Consider the following 20,091-nt stretch of genomic DNA (forward strand, 5'->3'; position numbering starts at 1 on the left):
CGGACCCCGCGGGAGTCCACCGGGCGCCCCGAGCTCACCGAGGCCGCGATCGTCGTCTCGGGTGGACGCGGCGTCAACGGCGCGGAGAACTTCCACCTCATCGAGGCACTCGCCGACTCCCTCGGCGCGGCCGTCGGCGCCTCCCGCGCCGCCGTCGACGCCGGCTGGTACCCCCACACCAACCAGGTCGGCCAGACCGGCAAGTCCGTCTCCCCCCAGCTCTACATCGCCTCCGGCATCTCCGGCGCCATCCAGCACCGCGCCGGCATGCAGACCTCCAAGACCATCGTCGCGATCAACAAGGACGCCGAAGCCCCCATCTTCGACCTCGTCGACTACGGCATCGTCGGAGACCTCTTCACCGTCGTCCCCCAACTCACCGAAGAAGTACAGACCCGCAAGGGCTGAGCAGGACAAGTTCCGAACGGCCGGGGCCGCGTGGTGATCTCACCGCGCGGCCCCGGCCGCTTTCGGGCAACCATTGACGCAGGTCACGGCCGCCTACTAACTTCGATATGTGGATTACTGATTCCGGGAAGCGGAAACAGTGGCGTTTGGAGGGTGTGGGAATGGGTCAGCAGGAGAAGGTGGCAACGAGCCTCGCCGGTGAGGTCAGCGAGAGCATCAGTGCCTCTCTGACGCCGGTGGACGCGGAACTCGCCCGCCGCTACCCGGGAGACCCCGGCACTCGCCAGCCCGTCCACACGGTCTACGTCCCCGGTGACGCCTTCACTCCGGAAACCATCCGCTCCTGGGGCGACCAGGCGTTGAAGGCCCTCGACGAGCACGCCCCCGACGCCGCGGCCCTGGCCGAGGTGCTCGGCATCCCGGCCGAACTGGCGGGTCCGGTCCACGACCGCGTACGCGCCAAGCTGGAGCGGGAGCCCATCGAGGACCTGCGCATCGACTTCGAGGACGGTTACGGCCCCCGCTCCGACGCGGAGGAGGACGAGGCCGCGGCCCGCGCCGCCCGGCTGATCTCCGAGGCGTACCGGGACGGGACCGCCGCCCCGTACATGGGCATCCGCATGAAGTGCATGGAAGCCGCCGTGCGCGACCGGGGCATCCGCACGACCGATGTCTTCCTCACCGGGCTGATGCAGGCCGGAGGTCTGCCCGACGGACTGGTCCTGACCCTGCCGAAGGTGACGTACCCCGAACAGGTCACGGCGTTCGTCCAGCTGCTCGAAGCCTTCGAGACCGCGCACGGACTCCCGGCGGGGCGGCTCGGCTTCGAGATCCAGATCGAGACCAGCCAGTCGATCCTCGCCGCCGACGGAACCGCCGCCGTCGCCCGCATGATCGACGCCGCGCAGGGCCGCGCGACGGGCCTTCACTACGGCACGTTCGACTACAGCGCCTGCGTCGGAGTCAGCGCGGCCTACCAGGCCAGCGACCACCCGGCCGCCGACCACGCCAAGGCCGTCATGCAGGTCGCCGCGGCGGGAACCGGCGTACGCGTCTCCGACGGCTCCACCAACGTGCTGCCCGTCGGCCCCACCCACCAGGTCCACGAGGCATGGCGCCTCCACTACGGCCTCACCCGCCGCGCCCTGGCCCGTGCCTACTACCAGGGCTGGGACATGCACCCCGGCCACCTGCCGACCCGTTACGCGGCCGTCTACGCCTTCTACCGCGAGGGTCTGGAACAGGCGGCCGCCCGCCTCGCCGCCTACGTGGCCAAGGCCGGCGGGGACGTCATGGACGAACCCGCCACGGCGAAGGCCCTCAGCGGATACCTGCTGCGCGGCATCGACTGCGGAGCACTGGACACCGCAGAGGTCGCCCGCCTCACCGGCCTCACCCGCGCCGACCTCGACGCGTTCGCCTCCCCCCGCCGCGGCGGACTGACGGTCACGGCGCCGTAGCGCGGGACGCCCCACGGCGGCAGGGAACGCTCACTGCCGCCGTACCGGGCCACCGATCCGCCTCGCGCGCTGGGTGAGCCTGCTGCGCAGCCGCATGCTGACGAGGGTTCCGGTCAGCAGCACCAGGACGGCCAGACTGGCGATCCGCCAGGTGTTGCTGTCCAGGACGCTGACCACGCCGATGAAGGCGAGCCCGAGCAGGAACACCATCTCCCGGAGTTCCTTCTTGAGCTGGTAGGTGCGGCTGCAGCGAATGCGCACCGTGGCCAGCCACTGCCCCTCCACGCCCAGGCCCGACCACAGCCGGCGATCGAGAAACGCCCACGGCAGGTCCGGGTAGGTGCCGAGAGCGTCGAGCGAGCTCGGGTACCGGCTGGTCATGTCTCCACCGTGCAGTTCCTCGCGGCGTTCCTGTACTTCCTCGCTCGTCCGTATGGCCTTCAGTTCAAGAACCGGTACGACGCCGTTCTCGTCCGGGAAGCCCTCCAGGACGATGTCGTCACCGCTGCTCACGCCGATCAGTTCGAGCGTCAGGGCGTCCAGGAGGCAGACTTCGTGCTCGGCGCTGGCCCGATCGCCGTCCTGGATGCGGCAGGTCACGTAGTTGAGGGGGCCGAACAGCACATCCTGCCAATGGTGACGGGTCCGCGGCAGTGTGGCGGTCCGCACGCGAATCGCCTCACCGGGTTCCACCCCCACACAAATCCGCAGCGACCGGTCCACCTGGACCGTGATCCGGTCGGCGGCATCGATCTCCGGGCCGATCGCCACATTGGCGAGCGCTCCCAGCCGCTCGTGCCGGGCCTGCGGCACCTGTGCGTTCTGCACGATCACATGACGCGGATGGCCGAGATCCGCAGCGAGGCCCGAGGACATGCGTACGACGCCGGAGCCGCGCTGGTCGTACGTGTCGGGCGTGCGGGCCACCCGATGGGTGCCCGGCGCCGGCGTGTTGGACGGCCGGATGTCGTCGTACACGGTGTACGCGGGGGCAGGCGGCACATAGTCCTCGAGCCCGGACCGCGTGATGCGTTCCTCGTCCCGGAACAGACGGGTGCCCTTCTCGCAGAGCTGATCGTCACCGCGTGCCCGTGAACTGAATTCTTCGGGAGTGTCCCCGAACCACTCGCGCAACCGCCGCGACTCGGAGAGGAGTTCGGTGAGCAGTTGTCGTTCGCCGTTGTGATGGCGCGGTGTGCCCGTACCGTCGTGGAGCACGCCGTACCTGTGCACGTACACGTACACACCGCCCAGGAGCTCGCCGGACGGCATCTCCATCGGGAAGTCGGCTCCGGGCAGCATCACCCGGTCGTACTCGCCTCCTGGGGTGAAGACGCCCTCGCTGGCGTCGACGACTTCCAGCTGTGCGGCGTCGAGCCAGGTGACGAACAGGTCCCGCGTGGCGCCAGGGGCGAGGAAGGGGGAGGACGAAACGTAGCCGAGCGGACTCACGTACGCGGACACTCCGATGTCGATCCCGGTGGCACGGACCTTCACCATGGGGATGGTCGACGAGATGCCCAGGCCGTTCATCTTGTGCTGGAGTTGAGCGGGGCAGGCGTTCGAGCCCACGGACAGGACCGGGAACCGGTCTCCGGCCAAGGTCTCGTTGGCCCTCATCAGCGCGTAGTCGAGGGGCACTGACTCGCCCGGGTCCACGGCGCTGCCGAACCCGCCCGGCGGGATCTCCACCAGCCACTGGGCCAGTCTGCGGTTCTGCTTGGGATGCAGTCGCAGTAATCGATTGCGATGCAGCAGTCCGGATTCGACGGGCCAGGCCCCCGGATAGATGAGCGGGTGTTCGCGGGGTGCTTCATCGAGGCCGAGGGCCTCAAGTGTGCGATCGTTCACCTTGCTTCTGGCCTTCCCCGGACGGTTCGGCGTAAGGGCGCGGTGCGATCCACATCGTAGTGAACCGGCGGCGCTCTCTCCTAGAGGGCCTCGGCCGTGCGGGCCCTGCTGACGGCCGTCAGGCGGGCGGGAGTTCGCCGGAGCCGCGGGGCACGAGTGTCGTCGGGAGTTCGACGCGGGCCGGGGCGTGGTCGGCGCCGTCGAGGCGGCGGAAGAGGTGCTCGGCCGCCGTGCGGCCCACGGCGGCGGCGTCCTGGGAGATGACGGTGATGCCGAGCAGGTCGGCCAGCTCGATGTCGTCGAAGCCGACGAGGGCGACGGGGCGTTCACGGTCGGCGAGGACGCGCACCGCCGTCACCGTCACCCGGTTGTTGCCCGCGAAGAGGGCGGTGACCGGTTCGGGGCCGGCGAGCATCGTCTCGGCCGCCGCCCGGACCCGCGCGGGGTCGGTCGAACCGAGCGAGACCCAGCTGTCCCGTACGGTGATCCCGGCGTCGGCCATGGCCGCGTGGTAGCCGCGCAGCCGCTCGGTCGCGGTGTGGATGCGCGGCTGGTCACCGATGAAGCCGATCCTGCGGTGGCCGTGCGCGATCAGATGGGCGACCCCTTCGCGCGCACCGCCGAAGCTGTCGGAGAGGACTATGTCGGCGTCGATGCGGCCGGCCGGGCGGTCCACGAAGACGGTGGCGATGCCCGCCTTTATCTCCGGCTCCAGATAACGGTGGTCGTCACCCGCCGGGATCACGATCAGACCGTCCACCCGGCGGGCGCAGAGCGCGAGGACCAGCTCCTGCTCGCGGTCGGGGTCCTCGGCGCTGGAACCGTTGATCAGGAGCGCGCCGTGGGCGCGGGCGACCTCTTCGACGGCGCGGCTCAGCGGTCCGTAGAACGGGTCGGCCAGATCCTCCAGAACGAGCCCGATGGAGGCGGTACGGCCCTTGCGAAGGACGCGCGCGCTGTCGTTGCGGCGAAAGCCGAGGGCGTCGATCGCCTCCTGGACGCGGCGTTCGGTGTCGGGCGTGACGCCGGCCTCGCTGTTCACCACCCGGGAGACCGTCTTGAGGCCCACTCCGGCGCGGGCTGCCACGTCTTTCATGGTCGGCCGGTTGCCGTAGCGGTTCTCGGAATGACGGGCGGTCTCGGCCACGGTGCGCTGTCCTGTCGTCGGGTACGGGTGGTCCGGCGGCCCGCGCGGGCGGTGCCAGGGAGCGGGCCGGAGGCTGTGGCGTCGAGCATAGGCCCTGGACAACGTTGTCAGCTGAATGGAGACTGTGCAGACTATTGGCTGAACCCGCAGGTCCCGCCCCCCTCACCATCCGGAGATCCCACACCGATGCATACCGACCTCGTCGCCGCGCTCGACATCGGCGGCACCAAGATCGCCGGCGCGTTGGTGGACGGCAACGGCTCCCTCCTCGTACGGGCACAGCGGCCAACGCCCGCCCGTGACGGCGCAGAGGCGGTGATGGGGGCGGTCGGAGACGTCCTGTCCGAGCTGAGGGCGTCCTCGCTGTGGGAGCGGGCCGGTGCCGTCGGGATCGGCAGTGCGGGCCCCGTGGACGCGTCGGCCGGCACGGTCAGTCCGGTCAATGTCCCGGGCTGGCGTGGCTTCCCCCTGGTCGACCGGGTGGTCGTGGCGACCGGCGGACTTCCCGTCGTGCTGGTCGGCGACGGAGTCGCGATGACGGCGGCCGAGCACTGGCTCGGCGCCGCCCGGGGATACGACAACGCGCTCTGCCTGGTCGTCTCCACGGGCGTCGGCGGCGGTCTGGTCCTCGGCGGAAAACTGCACCCGGGCCCCACGGGTAACGCCGGGCACATCGGGCACATCTGCGTGGACCTCGACGGCGACGTGTGCCCGTGCGGTGCGCGAGGCTGCGTCGAGCGCATCGCCAGCGGTCCGAACATCGCGCGCCGCGCCCTCGACGGCGGCTGGCTCCCCGGCCCGGACGGCGACTCCACCGCCGCGGCCGTCGCCGCTTCCGCCCGTGCCGGAGACCCGGTGGCCATCGCCTCGTACGAGCGGGCCGCGCAGGCCCTGGCCGCCGGAATCGCCGCCACCGCGACGCTGGCCGAGATCGACATCGCGGTGATCGGCGGGGGAGTGGCCGGAGCGGGCGAGGTCCTCTTCGCGCCGCTGCGACGGTCCTTGCGCGACTACGCGACACTCTCCTTCGTCCAGCACCTCACGGTGGCGCCCGCGGTGATGGGTACCGACGCGGGCCTGGTGGGCGCGGCCGCCGCGGCGTGGGCGTCCGGGGCGAAGAGGGCGGGAACGAAGGACTCTCCGGCCGCTGCCCTTCGATAGCGGCCGCGCGGTCTTCCAGGGGGTGCCCGGGTCGTCAGGCCGGACACCCCCTGGGGCGTTTCCGGCTCCCCGGCGCGCGGTCAGCGGCCGCGGTCGGTCGCCTGCTGCGGCACGATCACCAGGAAGGCGTCCTGCTCCAGGTCCATCACCACTTCGGCGGCCATGCCCTCCCCGCGGCGGGCCTCGGCGAACTCCTCCGCCGGCCAGCTGCCCCGCGGCCCGCCTGCGGGAAACTGCTCGAGCACTGTCCAACGCATGGCGCGGCCCCCTCGTGGTCCTTGTCGATGAAGGCTCCAACGACGTCCGGCCCTTCTTGTTACGGCCGTTCCCGCCGGGACCCCGGGCGGCGGATCGTACAGTGGGACGCCCTCCGAGGGGGCCGCCGGCCAGGTCGCCGCAACGGCGTCGCCCCAGCGGGTTTCCACGGCAGGGTGTTGCGGGCAAGCCACAGGGGGCTACGGAAGAGGGGGAACCGTGATCGTCTGGATCAACGGTGCGTTCGGTGCGGGCAAGTCGAGCGCCGCGTGCGGACTGATCGATCTGATCCCGAACAGCACCGTGTACGACCCCGAGCTGACGGGGGAGGGGCTGAGCCACCTGCTGCCGCAGAAGAAGCTCGCCGAGGTGACCGACTTCCAGGACCTGCCGATCTGGCGGCGCCTGGTCGTGGACACGGCGGCCGCGCTCCTCGCGGAGCTCCCCGGGGTGCTCGTCGTACCGATGACACTGCTGCGGCAGGAGTACCGCGACGAGATCTTCGGAGGACTCGCCGCCCGGCGCATCCCCGTGCGTCATGTGCTGCTCTCACCAGAGGAAACGATCCTGCGTGCACGTATCGCCGGCCGCGACACGTGTGCCGACGGCTCGGAGCCCGGCGAACGCGTACAGGGGTGGGCTCTGGAGCACATCGAGCCCTACCGGGCGGCCCTCGACTGGATCACCGCGGACGCCCACACCATCGACACCAGCACCCTCACCCCGTACGAGACGGCCGAGCGGATAGCCGAGGCCGTACGCACCGGGGCGGCCAGGGAGTGCGAGATCGTCCAGACCCCGGAACCCACCGGTGAGACGGTCGCCGCCGGAGTCCTGCTCTTCGACGAACAGGACCGGGTCCTGCTCGTCGACCCGACGTACAAACCGGGCTGGGAGTTCCCCGGCGGTGTCGTCGAAGCGGGTGAGGCACCTGCGCAGGCCGGCGTCCGGGAGGTCGCCGAGGAGATCGGGCTGCGCCTCGGCACGGTGCCGAAGCTCCTGCTCGTCGACTGGGAGGCGCCCCGGCCGCCCGGCTACGGCGGACTGCGCTTCCTCTTCGACGGCGGACTGCTGCGGAGCGAGCTGGCCGACAAACTGGTGCTGCCAGGAGAGGAGTTGCGCGGCTGGCGGTTCGTCACCGAGGAGGAGGCGGCCTCCCTGCTGCCGCCTCTGCGCTACGAACGGCTGCGGTGGGCGCTGCGGGCCCGCGAGCGCTCGACGGTACTCAATCTGGAGGCCGGGGTCCCGGTGGGCTGACGACAGCCGCCCGCCTCGGCGGCTGTCCCCACGGCTCCTGGCCTCCGTCAGCCGCCGGCCGAGGCCCGGTCGGCCGTCGCCCGCAGGATCGCCGCCGCGTCGGCGGTGAGCGGGTCGCCGTGGCCGAAGCAGACAGTGGACGGGGCGAGCGCGGCCAGCCGTCGGAACGAGGCCAGGGCCTGCGCGCGGTCGGTGTTGAAGACGCCCAGCATCACCTGGCCCACACCGGCCACGCAGTCGCCGGTGAACAGCACGTCGTGGCGCGGCAGATGGATTCCGATGGAGCCAGGGGTGTGGCCGGGGGAGTGGACGACCCGGGCACCGCCCCCGAACGGCAGCTCGTCGCCGTCCGCCAGTTCGTGGTCCACCCGGGTGGGCGGAGCCATCGGTACGGTCAGCCCGTGCTCGTACAACGGGCGCTCCCAGTCCAGGAGTACGGGATCGGGCACCGGCTCCTCGCCCCGGATCACGGGGGCGTCGAGGCTGTGGGCCAGAATGTCTGCGCCGTACCGGTCCGCGAGTTCCTGAGCCGCGCCGTAATGGTCGCGGTGTCCGTGGGTGACGACGATCCGGCTGATCCCCGCCGGGTCCAGGCCGAGCCCGCGTACCGCGTCCTCGATGGCGGGCGCCGCCTCGACGTCGCCCGCGTCGATCAGGGTCAGGTCCGCGCCGTCCTGCCAGAGGTACGCCTGGCCGATCCGGAAGCGGAACATGTGCAGTTGAGGGAGTACGTCGACGAGATCCATGCGGCGAACGTACGCATCGGCGTAGGTCCGCCGCACGGGATTCTGCTCGTGGCGACTTCGCCGGTGAGTCTGCCGGCGCCGGGGCACCGGCGGGACGTTCCTCGACTCGGTCGTCCTTCGGCTCAGACGTTCTTCGACTCCGCGTAGTTCCGCAGGAACAGCGCCTCGGCGACCGAGAGCCGCTCCAGCTCCTCGGGCGACACGCTCTCGTTCACCGCGTGGATCTGAGCCTCGGGCTCGCTGAGACCGATCAGCAGGATCTCCGCGTCCGGGTACAGGCTCGCGAGGGTGTTGCACAGCGGGATCGAGCCGCCCATGCCGGAGGACTGCATCTCCTCGCCCGGGTACGCCACCCGCATGGCGTCCGCCATCGACGTGTACGCGGGGCTGGTGATGTCGGCGCGGAACGGCTGGCCCTGGCCGACCTGCTCCACGGCGATCCGCGCACCCCACGGGGCGTGCGACTCCAGATGCGCGGTCAGCAGCTTCGTCGCCTCCGCGGCGTCCTGGCCCGGCGGAACCCGCAGGCTGATCTGGGCCCGCGCGCTGGCCTGGAGCGACGGTGTGGCCCCCACGACGGGCGGGCAGTCGATCCCGATGACGGTGACGGCGGGCCGCGCCCAGATGCGGTCCGCGACCGTACCCGAACCGATCAGCTCGACACCGTCGAGCACCTTCGCGTCCTTGCGGAACTCGTCCTCCGGGTACTGCAGCCCGTCCCACTCCGTGTCCGTGGTCAGACCGTCGACCGTGGTCGTGCCGTCCGCCGCGCGCAGCGACGCCAGCAGCTCGATCATCGCAGCCAGGGCGTCGGGGGCCGCGCCGCCGAACTGCCCCGAGTGCAGGTTTCCTTCGAGGGTGTCGAGCTTCACGCGGAGCATCGTCATACCGCGCAGGGTCGCGGTGACCGTGGGCAGACCGACCCGGAAGTTCCCGGTGTCACCGATGACGATCGTGTCGGCGGTGAGCAGCTCCGGGTGCGCCTCTGCGTACTGCTCCAGACCGCCGGTGCCCTGCTCCTCCGAGCCCTCGACGATCACCTTGACGGAGACCGGGACACCGCCGTTCGCCTTGAGGGCGCGCAGCGCGAGCAGGTGCATGATGAAGCCGCCCTTGCAGTCGGCGGCACCGCGGCCGAACCACCTGCCGTCGCGCTCGGTCAGCTCGAACGGCGGGGAGAGCCAGGCGGACTCGTCGAGCGGCGGCTGCACGTCGTAGTGCGCGTAGAGCAGCACGGTCGGGGCGCCGGCGGGGCCGGGCAGGTATCCGTACACCGACTGGGTGCCGTCAGGTGTGTCGAGCAGGGCGACGTCCTGGAAGTCCTCGGCGAGCAGCGCGTCGGCGACCCAACGGGCGGCACCCTCGCACTCACTCTTCGGGAACTGCGCGGGGTCCGCCACCGACCGGAACGCGACCAGCTCGGTCAGCTCCGCCTTGGCGCGGGGCATCAGCGAGGCGACGGTCTCGGAAATCGGACGGGCGGTCATGGGCACGCTCCTCGTGGGTGCGACGTTATGTGTACGGCACGGTGGTGTACGCATCGTGGGTGAGGCCATGGGTGTGGCGTCGAATGTAACGACAAAAGCATGGCCGATCCTCCCACAGGGGGGTGTGGCCGCGACGCGCCGTAGGATGCCGTGAGCAGCTGGGGCCACTGGTCGGATCGGGAGCAGAAGCACATCGTGAGCAGCGAGAACGCAGACGCCGGACGTGAGCACGAAGAGCCGTCGGTACCGGAGTCGGTATGGGACGTGGTCGTAGTCGGCGCGGGTCCGGCCGGAGCCTCCGCGGCGTACGCGGCGGCCGTCGCCGGCCGGCGGGTGCTCCTGCTGGAGAAGGCGGAACTGCCCCGGTACAAGACGTGCGGCGGCGGCATCATCGGATATTCGCGCGACTCCCTGCCCCCGGGCTTCGAGCTGCCCCTGCGGGACAGGATTCACGCCGTCACCTTTTCCCTCAACGGGAAGTTCGCCCGCACCCGCCGGTCCAGGCGCATGCTCTTCGGGCTGATCAACAGGCCCGAGTTCGACGCCGGCCTGGTGGAGCACGCGCAGAAGGCGGGCGCCGAACTGCGTACGGGGGTGGCGGTGCAGCGCGTCGAGCAGCACGGGTCCGCCGTGCCGGACCGCCGTACGGTCGCCGTCGTGCTGACCGGTGGCGAGACCGTGCTCGCCCGGGCGGTCGTCGGTGCCGACGGCAGTGCGGGCCGGATAGGAGCACATGTCGGGGTGAAGCTCGACCAGGTGGACCTCGGCCTGGAGGCGGAGATCCCGGTTCCGGAGACGGTCGCGGAGGACTGGGCGGGCCGGGTACTCATCGACTGGGGCCCGATGCCCGGGAGTTACGGGTGGGTCTTCCCCAAGGGGGACACGCTGACGGTCGGTGTGATCTCGGCACGCGGCGACGGCGCGGGGACCAAGCGGTATCTGGAGGACTTCATCGCCCGGCTGGGGCTCGCCGGTTTCGAGCCGACGATCTCCTCCGGCCATCTGACCCGCTGCCGCAGCGACGACTCGCCGCTCTCGCGCGGCCGGGTGCTGGTGTGCGGTGACGCGGCGGGACTGCTGGAGCCCTGGACTCGGGAGGGCATTTCGTTCGCCCTGCGCTCCGGGCGCCTCGCGGGTGAGTGGGCGGTCCGGATCGCGGAGTCGCACGACGCGGTGGACGCGCGGCGCCAGGCCCTCAACTACGCGTTCGCCATCAAGGCGGGGCTGGGCGTCGAGATGAGTGTCGGCCGCCGCATGCTCAAGCTGTTCGAGCGCCGCCCCGGGGTGCTGCACGCGGTGCTGACGGGCTTCCGGCCCGCCTGGACGGCGTTCGCCGGAGTGACCCGGGGGACGACCTCGCTCGCCGAGCTGGTCCGTACGCACCCGCTGGCGCAGCGAGCCCTGTCCGCGATGGACCGCTAGCGCGAGAACGGAGGCGGGCCCGCCGGAGGGCTGCCCGCCGGAGGACGGGCGGGTGTCCGGGCCGAGGGCGGCCCGGGGCGGGGGCGGCCCGGGATGGGGGCCGTCGGAGCACCCGGGTTCCGTGACTCAGTCCTGGAGGGCTTGGGAGAGTCACTCCTGGACGGTGATCCGGAAGACGGGGTGATCGGGGCAGGCGGCGAGGAGTTCCGCGTCGGTCGACTTCGCGGTGACGCCCTTGAAGTACTGGTTGACCTCCCATCCCCAGCGCTCCAGGTAGGCGCGGACGATCAGCATCTTCTGCTCGTCGTCCGCGATCTCCACGGCCGTGAAGGTCCGGGTCCTGCGGCCCACGCGCAGCTCGCCGCCGCCCGCTGCCCGCATGTTGCGCACCCACTGGGAGTGACCGCGGGCCGAGACCAGGTACCGCACACCCTCATGGACGTGGGGGTTCACGGGCACGCGCTGCATCTGCCCGCTCTTGCGGCCGCGCACCGACATCTCCGCCGTGCCGAGCAGGCTGACGCCGTGCCGGGCGAGCCAGCCGATGACGCTGTTCATCCGGATGGCGAAGGCGCTTCCCTGAAGGTAGTACGGCTGCGGCTGCGGCTGGGACATGGCGAACCTCCGGCATTTGGAGAGCGGTGCTCTCGCTTGAGATCAGTGTGTACGAGTCTGGTGCGCAAAAGCAAGAGCACTGATCTCGATAGTGGTCAGTGATCTGATCTCGTGGCAGAGTGGAGGCCATGAGCAAGATCAAAGGAGCCCGGGAGCGCGCCCGTATCGAAGTGACCGCCGCGATCAAGGACGAGGCGAGGAAGCAGCTCGCGGCGGAGGGCGCGTCGAAGCTGTCCCTGCGCGCGGTCGCGCGAGAGCTCGGCATGGTCTCGTCCGCGCTCTACCGCTACTTCCCCAGCCGCGACGAGCTGCTCACGGCGCTCATCGTCGACGCCTACGACGCCGTGGGCGAGACGGCGGAGGCCGCCCGCGATGCCGCCCGCGGGGCCGCGCACGATGTCTCCGGCGGCGAGGCAGGCGATGCCTCCGGCGGACCGGTGCCGGAGGATGCACGAGCCGGAACGGCCGGTCCGGCCGCCGCCCGGCACCGGGAACGCTGGACGGCGGTCGCCTGCGCCGTACGGGACTGGGCCATCGCCCATCCCCACGAGTACGCCCTGATCTACGGGTCGCCCGTCCCCGGCTACAGTGCCCCGCAGGACACCATCGGCCCCGCCTCCCGGGTGGGACTGGTCCTCATCGATCTCCTCCGCGACGCCTACCGCACCGACGGCCTGGCGGTTCCGCCGCTTTCGGAGGAACTGCGCTCCGAGGCTGCCCGTATGACAGCCGACCTCGCCCCCGACCTGCCGCCCGCGGTGGTGGCGGGGCTCGTCGCCGCCTGGGCGCAGCTCTTCGGGCTGATCTCCTTCGAGGTATTCGGCCAGTTCAACCGGGTCGTCGAGGCGAGGGAGCCCCTGTTCCGGCAGGCGGTGGGCGATCTCGCCCGCGCGGTCGGCATGCCCGGCACGGGGTCCTCACCCCGCACCCGTCCGCGCCGCGACTGACCGGCCCGCCCGGCTGGGGGCAGGAAGCAGTCGTCACCGCGTGGGTGGCCGCGATCGTCGCCGCCGCCGAGCTCCTGCGCGTACGCCGTGAGCAGTGGGCGGCCGCCCGTGCCGAGCAGGAGGCGGCGGAGAAGCGGCGGGCCGACGAGGAGCGGCTGCGGATGGCCAGGGAGTCCACGACGTGCTCGCGCACAGCATCTCCGTCATCAACGTCCAGCCCGGGGTGGGCCTCGCACTCTCGACTCCGACCCGGAGCAGGCCCGTTCGCCCTCACGACCATCAAGTCCGCCAGCAAGGAGGCCCTGGGCGAGGGTGCGGCAGGTCCTCGCCAGTCTCCGTACCCCCGGGCCCCGGCCCCGGGACTCGACCGCTCACCGAGCGCGAACGGGTAGTGATGGCGCTCGTCGGGATCGGGCTCTCCAACGAGGAGATCGCCCGCAGGCTTGTCGTCAGCCCGCTGACCGCCAAGACCCATGTCAGCCGCACGATGGTGAAGCTCGGAGCCCGTGACCGGGCGCAACTCGTCGTGCTCGCCTACGAGTCGGGGCTCGTGCGGCCCGGCTGGCTTGGCTGAGGAGGCGACTCCGGCTACTCCGCCGACTCCGACGACGGCGACGACTTCGGCGACGGCGACTCCGACGGCTCCGACGGCAGCGGACGTTCGTCGGAGCGGTGCGGGAATCGCCACAGGACGTGGACGAGACGGGCGACGAAGGCGAGCGCCGCGACCGCGCCGCCGACCATGGTCAGGGCGCGTTCGGCGGCACCGGACAGATCGAGGGCCAGGGCCGGGGCGATGACGCCGCCGAATCCGGCCGCCGCCACGAACGCCGCGCTCACGAGTGCGTAACCGATCTCGACGGTGATCGCGTCGCGGTCCTCCTGGCTGCGTCGTCCCATGCTCCGAAGTGTCACAGGGGTGGTGGCCGGAGGCAACGACGTCCCGGCCACCGCCCCCTGTCGGATGGTCAGTCCCGGACCGCCACCTTCTCCGCTCCGGCCTCCGCGGCCGGACCGGTCCCGGTCGCGGAGCCCGCCGCTGCCGCTGTCCGGTCCCCGTCGGACGAGGCGACGAGCACGGTGCGCTGCGTGGAACGGTTCCGACGCAGCCCGGTCAGGGTGATGAGCAGTCCGGCGAGCGCGACGACGGTCACCACGACCAGGCCCGGCCGGTAGCTGTCGAGCACCGCCTGGGGCGATCCGTCACCGCCGCCCTCCGCCGTGATCGCGGCCGTCACGACGGCCAGGAAGATGGCGCCGCCCACCTGGAAGGAGGTGTTGAGCAGTCCGGAGACCATGCCCTGTTCGCTGTCGTCGACACCATTGGTGGCCTGGATGTTGAGCGAGGGGAAGGCCACGGCGCAGGCGGCGCCGAGCAGCAGCATCGACGGCAGGACGACCACGGCGTACGACGGGGTGAGGCTGATGCGCAGGAAGAGCGCGTAGCCGACGACGAGGAACGCGAAACCGGCCACGATCAGGCGCGGGGTGCCAAACCGGTCCACCACGGCGCCGATCTTCGTCGAGGAGAGGGCGACCAGCACGCCCGCGGGCAGGAAGGCGAGTGCGGTCTGCAGTGCGGACCAGCCGAGGAGGGACTGCATGTACTGGGTGACCAGGAACTGGAAGCCGACATAGCTGCCGAAGAAGGCCGCCGCACCCAGTTGTGCCCTGATCTGGTTGCCCGAGCGCAGCACCCCGAGCCGGATCAGCGGATTCGCGGTGCGCTGCTCGATCAGGACGAAGGAGGTGAGGAGGACGATGACGGCGAGGAACGACAGCAGCGTGCGGGCGGAGGTCCAGCCCACTTCAGGGGCCTGTACGACGGTGAAGACCAGCAGCAGCATGGAGGCCGTGCCGGTGACGGCGCCCGGCAGGTCGTAGCCACGGTTGGCGCGGTCGCGTTCGCTGTGCGGGATCAGCTTCAGGCCGGCCACCAGGGCCAGCAGGGCGATGGGGGCCGGGAGCAGCATCGTCCAGCGCCAGGAGAGCTGGGTGAGCAGGCCGGACAGTACGAGGCCCATGGAGAAGCCGGTGGCCGCGCAGGTGGTGTAGATGGACAGGGCGCGGTTGCGCTCCGGACCCTCCTTGAAGGTCGTGGTGATGATCGAGAGCCCGGCCGGCGCGGTGAACGCCGCGCTCAGGCCCTTGATGAAGCGGCTGGCGATGAGCAGCGGCCCCGAGTCGACGAGTCCGCCGAGGAGCGAGGCGATGGCGAACACGGCGAGGGCGATCAGGAAGACGCGGCGCCTGCCGAGCAGGTCGGCCGCGCGGCCGCCGAGGAGGAGCAGCCCGCCGTAGCCGAGGATGTAGCCGCTAACGATCCACTGCAGGCTGGACGTGCCGAGACCGAGATCGTCGGCGATGGACGGGAGGGCGACGCCGACCATGGAGACGTCGAGAGCATCCAGGAACATCGCGCCGCAGAGCACCAGCAGGGTGCCCCAGAGGCGAGGGCTCCAACGCTCTTGTGAATGGGGGACGTTGAGCGGAGAGGTCATGCGGAGACAGTACATGCACGTGCATTGAATGCAAGTGCATTTAATTCCTGTGCAACAAACAGCCCTCTCTCTGCTAACGTGCGGTCATGGCAGGGAACAGGTCCGAGCGGGTGCTCGTCGACGAGTGGCGGGACATGCTCGCGCTGCATGCCAGGACCCTGTGCGAGCTGGACCGCGCGCTGCATGAGCACGGCCTCGGCGCCAGTGACTTCGAGGTGCTGGATGTGCTCGCGGAGGGTGCTGCCGAGGACGGTGGCGCCGCCTCCCGTGTACAGGAGATCGCTTCCCGGGTGCACCTCAGTCAGAGCGCGCTCTCGCGCCTCATCGCGCGGCTGGAGAAGGACGGGCTGGTCTGCCGGGGCATGTGCAGCGAGGACCGCCGCGGTGTGCGAGTCACGCTCACGGACAAGGGGCGGACCGTCCATGCCGAGGTCCTGCCGATCCAGCGATCGGTGCTCTCCCGGATGCTCGACGGGCCGCAGGGCTGAGCCTGGCGTGCGTCGGCCGACGTCCGAACCGGCCGGTGGCCGGGGGAGGGTGAACGTGCCGGCCGGTGGGTGACGGGCGCCGGTCCAGGCGCCCGTCGTGCGTCAGGACCAGGTGATCCCGGAGTTCTCCGCCCACAGCCTGGCCGGTCCTTCGTCACCGGTGAGTGTGACCGCGGACAGCGGGAGCCGGTTCCAGAGCACGAGGTACAGCTGCTCGGCCGTACCGCTCAACTCGCAGTCGGCGGGAGTCGGTTCGCAGGAGTTCTCGTCGCGTACGGCCTGCGGAGGCTCGGCCGACAGGCGTACCGTCCACGCCGCGTCCGCATCCGTGGCCCGTACGCGCAGCGTGCACGGTATGTCGGTCCGCACCCGGCTCTTCGGCCGGGCGTGGAAACAGGTGAGCAGTTCGTCGATCCCGTCCAGCGCGAGGGCTTCTCCTACGGGCGAGAGCGGGCCGCCGAGCGCCGATTCGGCGTCCACTCGGTGCACCGTCGTCTCGTGGACCTGGCGTCGCGCCCAGAACGCCAACGGGGACGGCGCGGGCATGAACGACCAGCAGTCGAGGTCGGCGGGCGCAGCCGTGAGCGCCTCGACCAGCAGCCCGTGACCCTCGCGGAACCAGGCGAGCAACTCCGGCCCGTCCAGGTCGGGTTCACCGCCGTCGGGGTGGTACGTCGTGTGGCCCTCGACGACGAACGCGGTCGCCCAGCGGTGCACCATGCCGGTGTGGCGGAGCAGGTGGCGCACCTGCCAGTCGGGGCAGGTCGGTACCGCGGCGCCCGGCCCCGCCTTCTCGGCCGCTGCCGCCAGTGAAAGTCCCGCGTCGGACAGTGACTTGATGTGCTCGGCGATCTCCATGTCGCGATTCTGCCAGCCGTGCGCGCCGGGGCTCGGGCCTTTTCACGCGTGCGTGGCCTTGCGTGCGTCGTATCCGTTCACGCGTACGTGGCCGTGCGTACGCCGTACCCCTTCACGCGTGCGTGGCGTTGCGTGCGCCGTATCCCAGCACCGCGGCGGCCGCGGCCAGGAGCGCCACCGTGGTGAGCGCGACCGGAAGGGAGAACCAGTCGGCCAGGAAGCCGATGGCGGGCGGGCCCAGCAGCATTCCGCCGTAGCCGAGCGTCGATGCGGCGGCCACCCCGCTCGGACCGGCGAGCTCGCCCGCCCGGCCGACCGCGACGGGGAAGATGTTGGCCAGCCCGAGACCGGTGACGGCGAAGCCGAGAAGGGCGAGCCACGTGGTCGGCGCGAGCGCTCCGAGCAGCATTCCCGCCGCGGCCGTCGCACCGCCCAGGGCGAGCGTCCGAGTCTGGCCGAGCCGCTCCAGCATGGCTGTGCCGCTGAGCCGGCCGATGGTCATGGTCAGGGCGAACAGGGAGTATCCGGCGGCGGCGAGACCGGGTGCGGCCTTCAGGTCCTGCTCCAGATGCAGGGCGCCCCAGTCGGCCAGCGCGCCTTCGCCGTACGCGGTGCAGAGGGCGATCACGCCGAAGAGGAGCACGATCCGGCGGGCCCGCGGGCTCAGCCGCTGCGGGGCAGTGGCAGTGGGCCGCCGGGAGCCGGTGGCCGCCGACGCGTCCTTGTGGCGCAGCAGGACCGGTGCGGCCACCGCGGTCACCACCAGCCCGATGCAGGTGAGCGCCGTCAGGTGCGTGGCGGCGGAGAGGCGTCCCGCGACCAGCCCGCCGAGCCCGGCGCCGATCATGCCGCCGAGGCTGAACGCGGCGTGGAAGCTCGGCATCACGGGGCGGCGGAGGGCGGAGACGAGATCGACGGCGGCGCTGTTCATCGCCACGTTCGTGCCGCCGTACGCGGCGCCGAACACCAGGAGCACCAGCCCGAGGGCGAGCGGCGAGTGGGTCTGAGCGGGCAGCGCGATGCTCAGGGGGAGCAGGACGGCGCAGACCACGGTGACGGCATGGCTTCCGTAGCGCCGGCAGAGCCTTCCCGTCAGCATCATGGTGATCACGGCGCCGGCGGAGACGCCCAGCAGGGCGAGCCCGAGGGTGGATGCGGTGGCGCCGGTCTGGTGCTTGATGGCCGGGATGCGGACCACCCAGCCGGCGAAGAGGAAACCGTCGAGGGCGAAGAACACGGTCAGGGCGGTACGGAGTCGGGCCGTCGAAGGTGGGGCGGTGTCTCCGCCGTGTTCCCCCGGTAGGGCCGTCCGCAGTTTGTTTAGTTGCGGCACAAACTCAGCATAGAGGCGCCCGGACGACCGACGCAAGACGGCAGCCCGCCGCGGGCCATCGCAGGCACGGCACGGCACCTGAGCGTCGGCAGGGGCTCGGGATCATGGGAGACTCGCCCCCATGAACGGCAAGGCGACCACTACCCGGACAAAGTTGGAGCGGGGCCGCAGCGCGCTCGGACCCGCGCTGGAACTGGTCCACACCGGACGTGCGCCCACGCGCGCCGTCCTGACCTCCGAACTCGGCGTCACCCGTGCCACCGCGGGCGCGGTGGCCGCGGAGCTGGAGGCGCTCGGGCTCATCCGTGTCGACTCCAGCCCCGGCTCCGCCGCAGGCTCGCAGGGCCGCCCCTCGCACCGGCTCGCCGTCAGCGAGACCGGCCCGGTGGCTCTCGCCGCCCAGGTCCACGCCGACGGATTCCGCGCGGCGCTGGTCGGGCTCGGCGGCCGGATCGTCGCCACCGCACCCGGCTGCGTCGCCGTCATGGCCGACCCCGCCCAGGTCCTCGGCGAAGTCGTCGCAGCCGGCGCCCAGTTGCTGCGCGACACCGGGCTGCGCTGCGTCGGCGCGGGGCTAGCCGTCCCCTCCGCCGTCGCCGAACCGGAGGGCACGGCACTCAACCCGCTGCACATCGCCTGGCCCGCCGGCTCGCCCGTCCGCGAGATCTTCGCCGACTGCGTCCGGGAGACGGGCATCACGGGCCCCGCCTTCACGGGGAACGACGTCAACCTGGCCGCCCTCGCCGAACACCGGCACGGCGCCGGGCGCGGCGCCCAGCACCTGCTGTGTGTCGCCACGGGGCACCGCGGGGTGGGCGGCGCCCTGGTCCTCGACGGACGTCTGCACAGCGGAAGTTCCGGTCTCGCGCTGGAGGTCGGGCACCTCACGGTGAACGCCGAGGGGCGCCCCTGTCACTGCGGCGGCCGCGGCTGCCTCGACGTCGAGACCGACCCGCTCGCCTTCCTCACCACCGCCCGCCGTGAGCCGGGGCCGGAGGAGTCGCTGCTCAAACAGGCCGGTGATCTGCTGCGCACGGAGTACGAGGACGCGGCCGTCCGCAACGCCGCCGAGGAACTGATCGACAGGCTCGGCCTGGGCCTCGCCGGACTGGTCAACATCCTCAACCCGGACCGCATCATCCTCGGCGGCCTGCACCGAGACCTTCTCGACGCCGACCCGGAGCGGCTCAGGGCGGTGGTCGCCGACCGGAGCCTGTGGGGGCGCAGCGGCAGTGTGCCGATCCTGCCTTGCACCCTGGCATACAACAGCCTGGTGGGCGCGGCCGAACTGGCCTGGCAGCCGGTGCTCGACGACCCGCTCGCGGCGCTCGCCTGACAGTGCCGATGCGCTGGTGCGCCGCGCCCCCGTATCGGGTGCGGCGCTCAGACAGCGGCCCGCCGCGTACCCCGGGACGGGTGGGGCGGGCCGAACGCGAACGCGCGCCCCGGATTGCCGACCAGTACGGCGTCCAGCCACTCCTCGCCGAGGACGTGTTCCGGCCGGGGGCGCAGCCGCCGCAGCAGATACGGCATCCCCGGCGTCCCCGGCACGGTCGTGTCGCCGCCGACCAGCACCTGCCCGCCGAAGCCGGCGTCGGCGAGCGCCGCCAGCTGGTCGGGCGGCCGCCGGTCGGTGGCGTGGTGGGCGCGCGAGGGTCCGTCGAAGGCGCGGAACGCTCGCGCCCGTGCCGCCTCGCGCTGCACGAACCCGTCCGGCGAGCGGCCCGGGTGACAGAGGATCACGCGCCGCGGATCTACCTCCAATTTCCCCGCACGGATGCTCCAGCACGTCGATCGCACCCGTCCCCAGCTCCAGATGGACCGCGATCGGCGCCCCGTCCGGTGGTGCGCCTCGGCCGCTGCCGTCATCGTGCTCCGGGCGTGATCGTCCACGCCGTGGACGGCGCCCGTTACCTTGATCAGCCCCGCCCGCGCCCCGGCCGCCCCGACGCCGTCCGTCAGCTCCGTGACGAACAGTCCGGCCAGGCGGCCCGCGATCCGCCTCAGTAACTCCGATGCGTACTGCGCCGCTTGATGAAGACCGGTAGCCGCCACGACATGGACCCCCGTCGAGCGCGCGAGCGCGGCCAGATCTGTGGCCCGCCGCCCCATCCCGTACGGAGTCCACTGCACCACCGCCCGCACTCCCCGGCGG

Annotated in this window: 18 protein-coding genes and 3 pseudogenes; 10 read left to right on the forward strand and 11 right to left on the reverse strand. The window is 71.6% G+C overall.

Annotated elements, in window-relative coordinates; all coding sequences use genetic code 11:
* On the forward strand, positions 1-408 hold a 408-nt coding region (locus ACFWSK_RS00005; RefSeq protein WP_383779657.1), incomplete at its 5' end, for an electron transfer flavoprotein subunit alpha/FixB family protein.
* 161 nt (positions 409-569) lie between these two features.
* Positions 570-1,868 carry a DUF6986 family protein gene (locus tag ACFWSK_RS00010; RefSeq protein ID WP_383779660.1) on the forward strand — a complete coding sequence of 433 codons (1,299 nt, stop codon included), beginning with the start codon at positions 570-572 and terminating at the stop codon, positions 1,866-1,868.
* Positions 1,869-2,804: 936 nt separating this feature from the next.
* On the opposite strand, the pseudogene ACFWSK_RS00015 reads toward ACFWSK_RS00010, so the two are convergent.
* Both ACFWSK_RS00015 and ACFWSK_RS00020 read right to left on the reverse strand, forming a co-directional pair.
* Positions 2,805-3,719 (reverse strand): annotated as a pseudogene (locus tag ACFWSK_RS00015) (hypothetical protein); the annotation flags it as partial.
* A 118-nt stretch (positions 3,720-3,837) separates the two neighbouring features.
* On the reverse strand, positions 3,838-4,866 hold the full coding sequence (locus ACFWSK_RS00020) for a LacI family DNA-binding transcriptional regulator (protein ID WP_383779663.1): 1,029 nt from the start codon (positions 4,864-4,866) through the stop codon (positions 3,838-3,840).
* Between the two features lie 186 nt (positions 4,867-5,052).
* On the opposite strand from ACFWSK_RS00020, the gene ACFWSK_RS00025 reads away from it, so the two are divergent.
* A complete protein-coding gene (locus tag ACFWSK_RS00025) occupies positions 5,053-6,027 on the forward strand; it encodes an ROK family protein (RefSeq protein ID WP_383779666.1) in 975 nt (324 codons plus the stop codon).
* Between the two features lie 80 nt (positions 6,028-6,107).
* Here the strand turns inward: ACFWSK_RS00025 and ACFWSK_RS00030 are convergent, their stop codons facing one another.
* Positions 6,108-6,284: a hypothetical protein gene (locus ACFWSK_RS00030; protein ID WP_383779668.1), complete on the reverse strand. Its 177-nt coding sequence runs from the start codon at positions 6,282-6,284 to the stop codon at positions 6,108-6,110.
* Positions 6,285-6,501: 217 nt separating this feature from the next.
* Here ACFWSK_RS00030 and ACFWSK_RS00035 point away from each other — a divergent pair, with 217 nt between their 5' ends.
* Positions 6,502-7,539 carry an NUDIX domain-containing protein gene (locus tag ACFWSK_RS00035; protein ID WP_383779671.1) on the forward strand — a complete coding sequence of 346 codons (1,038 nt, stop codon included), beginning with the start codon at positions 6,502-6,504 and terminating at the stop codon, positions 7,537-7,539.
* A 47-nt stretch (positions 7,540-7,586) separates the two neighbouring features.
* Here the strand turns inward: ACFWSK_RS00035 and ACFWSK_RS00040 are convergent, their stop codons facing one another.
* Complete coding sequence (locus ACFWSK_RS00040) at positions 7,587-8,285, reverse strand: MBL fold metallo-hydrolase (protein ID WP_383779674.1); 699 nt, start codon at positions 8,283-8,285, stop codon at positions 7,587-7,589.
* A 122-nt stretch (positions 8,286-8,407) separates the two neighbouring features.
* Positions 8,408-9,772, reverse strand: a complete 1,365-nt coding sequence (locus tag ACFWSK_RS00045) for a dipeptidase (protein WP_383779677.1) — start codon at positions 9,770-9,772, stop codon at positions 8,408-8,410.
* Positions 9,773-9,967: 195 nt separating this feature from the next.
* Here ACFWSK_RS00045 and ACFWSK_RS00050 point away from each other — a divergent pair, with 195 nt between their 5' ends.
* A complete protein-coding gene (locus ACFWSK_RS00050) occupies positions 9,968-11,194 on the forward strand; it encodes a geranylgeranyl reductase family protein (protein WP_383779680.1) in 1,227 nt (408 codons plus the stop codon).
* Positions 11,195-11,344: 150 nt separating this feature from the next.
* Here ACFWSK_RS00050 and ACFWSK_RS00055 read toward each other — a convergent pair whose 3' ends face one another.
* The gene (locus ACFWSK_RS00055; protein WP_383779683.1) at positions 11,345-11,809 is read right to left on the reverse strand and encodes a nitroreductase family deazaflavin-dependent oxidoreductase; all 465 of its coding nucleotides are present in this window, start codon (positions 11,807-11,809) and stop codon (positions 11,345-11,347) included.
* Between the two features lie 128 nt (positions 11,810-11,937).
* On the opposite strand from ACFWSK_RS00055, the gene ACFWSK_RS00060 reads away from it, so the two are divergent.
* From ACFWSK_RS00060 to ACFWSK_RS00070, 3 genes and pseudogenes are all read left to right on the forward strand, one after another.
* Positions 11,938-12,756 carry a TetR/AcrR family transcriptional regulator gene (locus tag ACFWSK_RS00060; RefSeq protein ID WP_383779686.1) on the forward strand — a complete coding sequence of 273 codons (819 nt, stop codon included), beginning with the start codon at positions 11,938-11,940 and terminating at the stop codon, positions 12,754-12,756.
* A 2-nt stretch (positions 12,757-12,758) separates the two neighbouring features.
* Positions 12,759-13,116 (forward strand): annotated as a pseudogene (locus tag ACFWSK_RS00065) (histidine kinase dimerization/phosphoacceptor domain-containing protein); the annotation flags it as partial.
* A 4-nt stretch (positions 13,117-13,120) separates the two neighbouring features.
* Positions 13,121-13,330: pseudogene (locus ACFWSK_RS00070) on the forward strand (response regulator transcription factor); the annotation flags it as partial.
* A gap of 14 nt (positions 13,331-13,344) precedes the next feature.
* Here ACFWSK_RS00070 and ACFWSK_RS00075 read toward each other — a convergent pair.
* The gene (locus ACFWSK_RS00075) at positions 13,345-13,656 is read right to left on the reverse strand and encodes a DUF6332 family protein (protein WP_383779689.1); all 312 of its coding nucleotides are present in this window, start codon (positions 13,654-13,656) and stop codon (positions 13,345-13,347) included.
* A 68-nt stretch (positions 13,657-13,724) separates the two neighbouring features.
* Complete coding sequence (locus ACFWSK_RS00080) at positions 13,725-15,257, reverse strand: MFS transporter (protein WP_383779692.1); 1,533 nt, start codon at positions 15,255-15,257, stop codon at positions 13,725-13,727.
* Between the two features lie 86 nt (positions 15,258-15,343).
* Here ACFWSK_RS00080 and ACFWSK_RS00085 point away from each other — a divergent pair, with 86 nt between their 5' ends.
* Entirely contained in the window at positions 15,344-15,745 is a 402-nt protein-coding gene (locus ACFWSK_RS00085; RefSeq protein WP_383779694.1) for a MarR family winged helix-turn-helix transcriptional regulator, read from the forward strand.
* Positions 15,746-15,847: 102 nt separating this feature from the next.
* Here the strand turns inward: ACFWSK_RS00085 and ACFWSK_RS00090 are convergent, their stop codons facing one another.
* Together ACFWSK_RS00090 and ACFWSK_RS00095 are read right to left on the reverse strand one after the other, a co-directional pair.
* Positions 15,848-16,603 carry a maleylpyruvate isomerase family mycothiol-dependent enzyme gene (locus ACFWSK_RS00090; protein WP_383779696.1) on the reverse strand — a complete coding sequence of 252 codons (756 nt, stop codon included), beginning with the start codon at positions 16,601-16,603 and terminating at the stop codon, positions 15,848-15,850.
* 112 nt (positions 16,604-16,715) lie between these two features.
* Positions 16,716-17,840 carry an MFS transporter gene (locus tag ACFWSK_RS00095; RefSeq protein WP_383779699.1) on the reverse strand — a complete coding sequence of 375 codons (1,125 nt, stop codon included), beginning with the start codon at positions 17,838-17,840 and terminating at the stop codon, positions 16,716-16,718.
* Positions 17,841-18,057: 217 nt separating this feature from the next.
* On the opposite strand from ACFWSK_RS00095, the gene ACFWSK_RS00100 reads away from it, so the two are divergent.
* Positions 18,058-19,272 carry an ROK family protein gene (locus ACFWSK_RS00100; RefSeq protein WP_383779702.1) on the forward strand — a complete coding sequence of 405 codons (1,215 nt, stop codon included), beginning with the start codon at positions 18,058-18,060 and terminating at the stop codon, positions 19,270-19,272.
* A gap of 47 nt (positions 19,273-19,319) precedes the next feature.
* Here ACFWSK_RS00100 and ACFWSK_RS00105 read toward each other — a convergent pair whose 3' ends face one another.
* Entirely contained in the window at positions 19,320-20,081 is a 762-nt protein-coding gene (locus tag ACFWSK_RS00105) for a phosphotriesterase (protein WP_383779705.1), read from the reverse strand.
* Positions 20,082-20,091 lie beyond the last annotated feature (10 nt).

It is taken from the genome of Streptomyces sp. NPDC058620 (assembly GCF_042717135.1).
Lineage (GTDB): Bacteria > Actinomycetota > Actinomycetes > Streptomycetales > Streptomycetaceae > Streptomyces.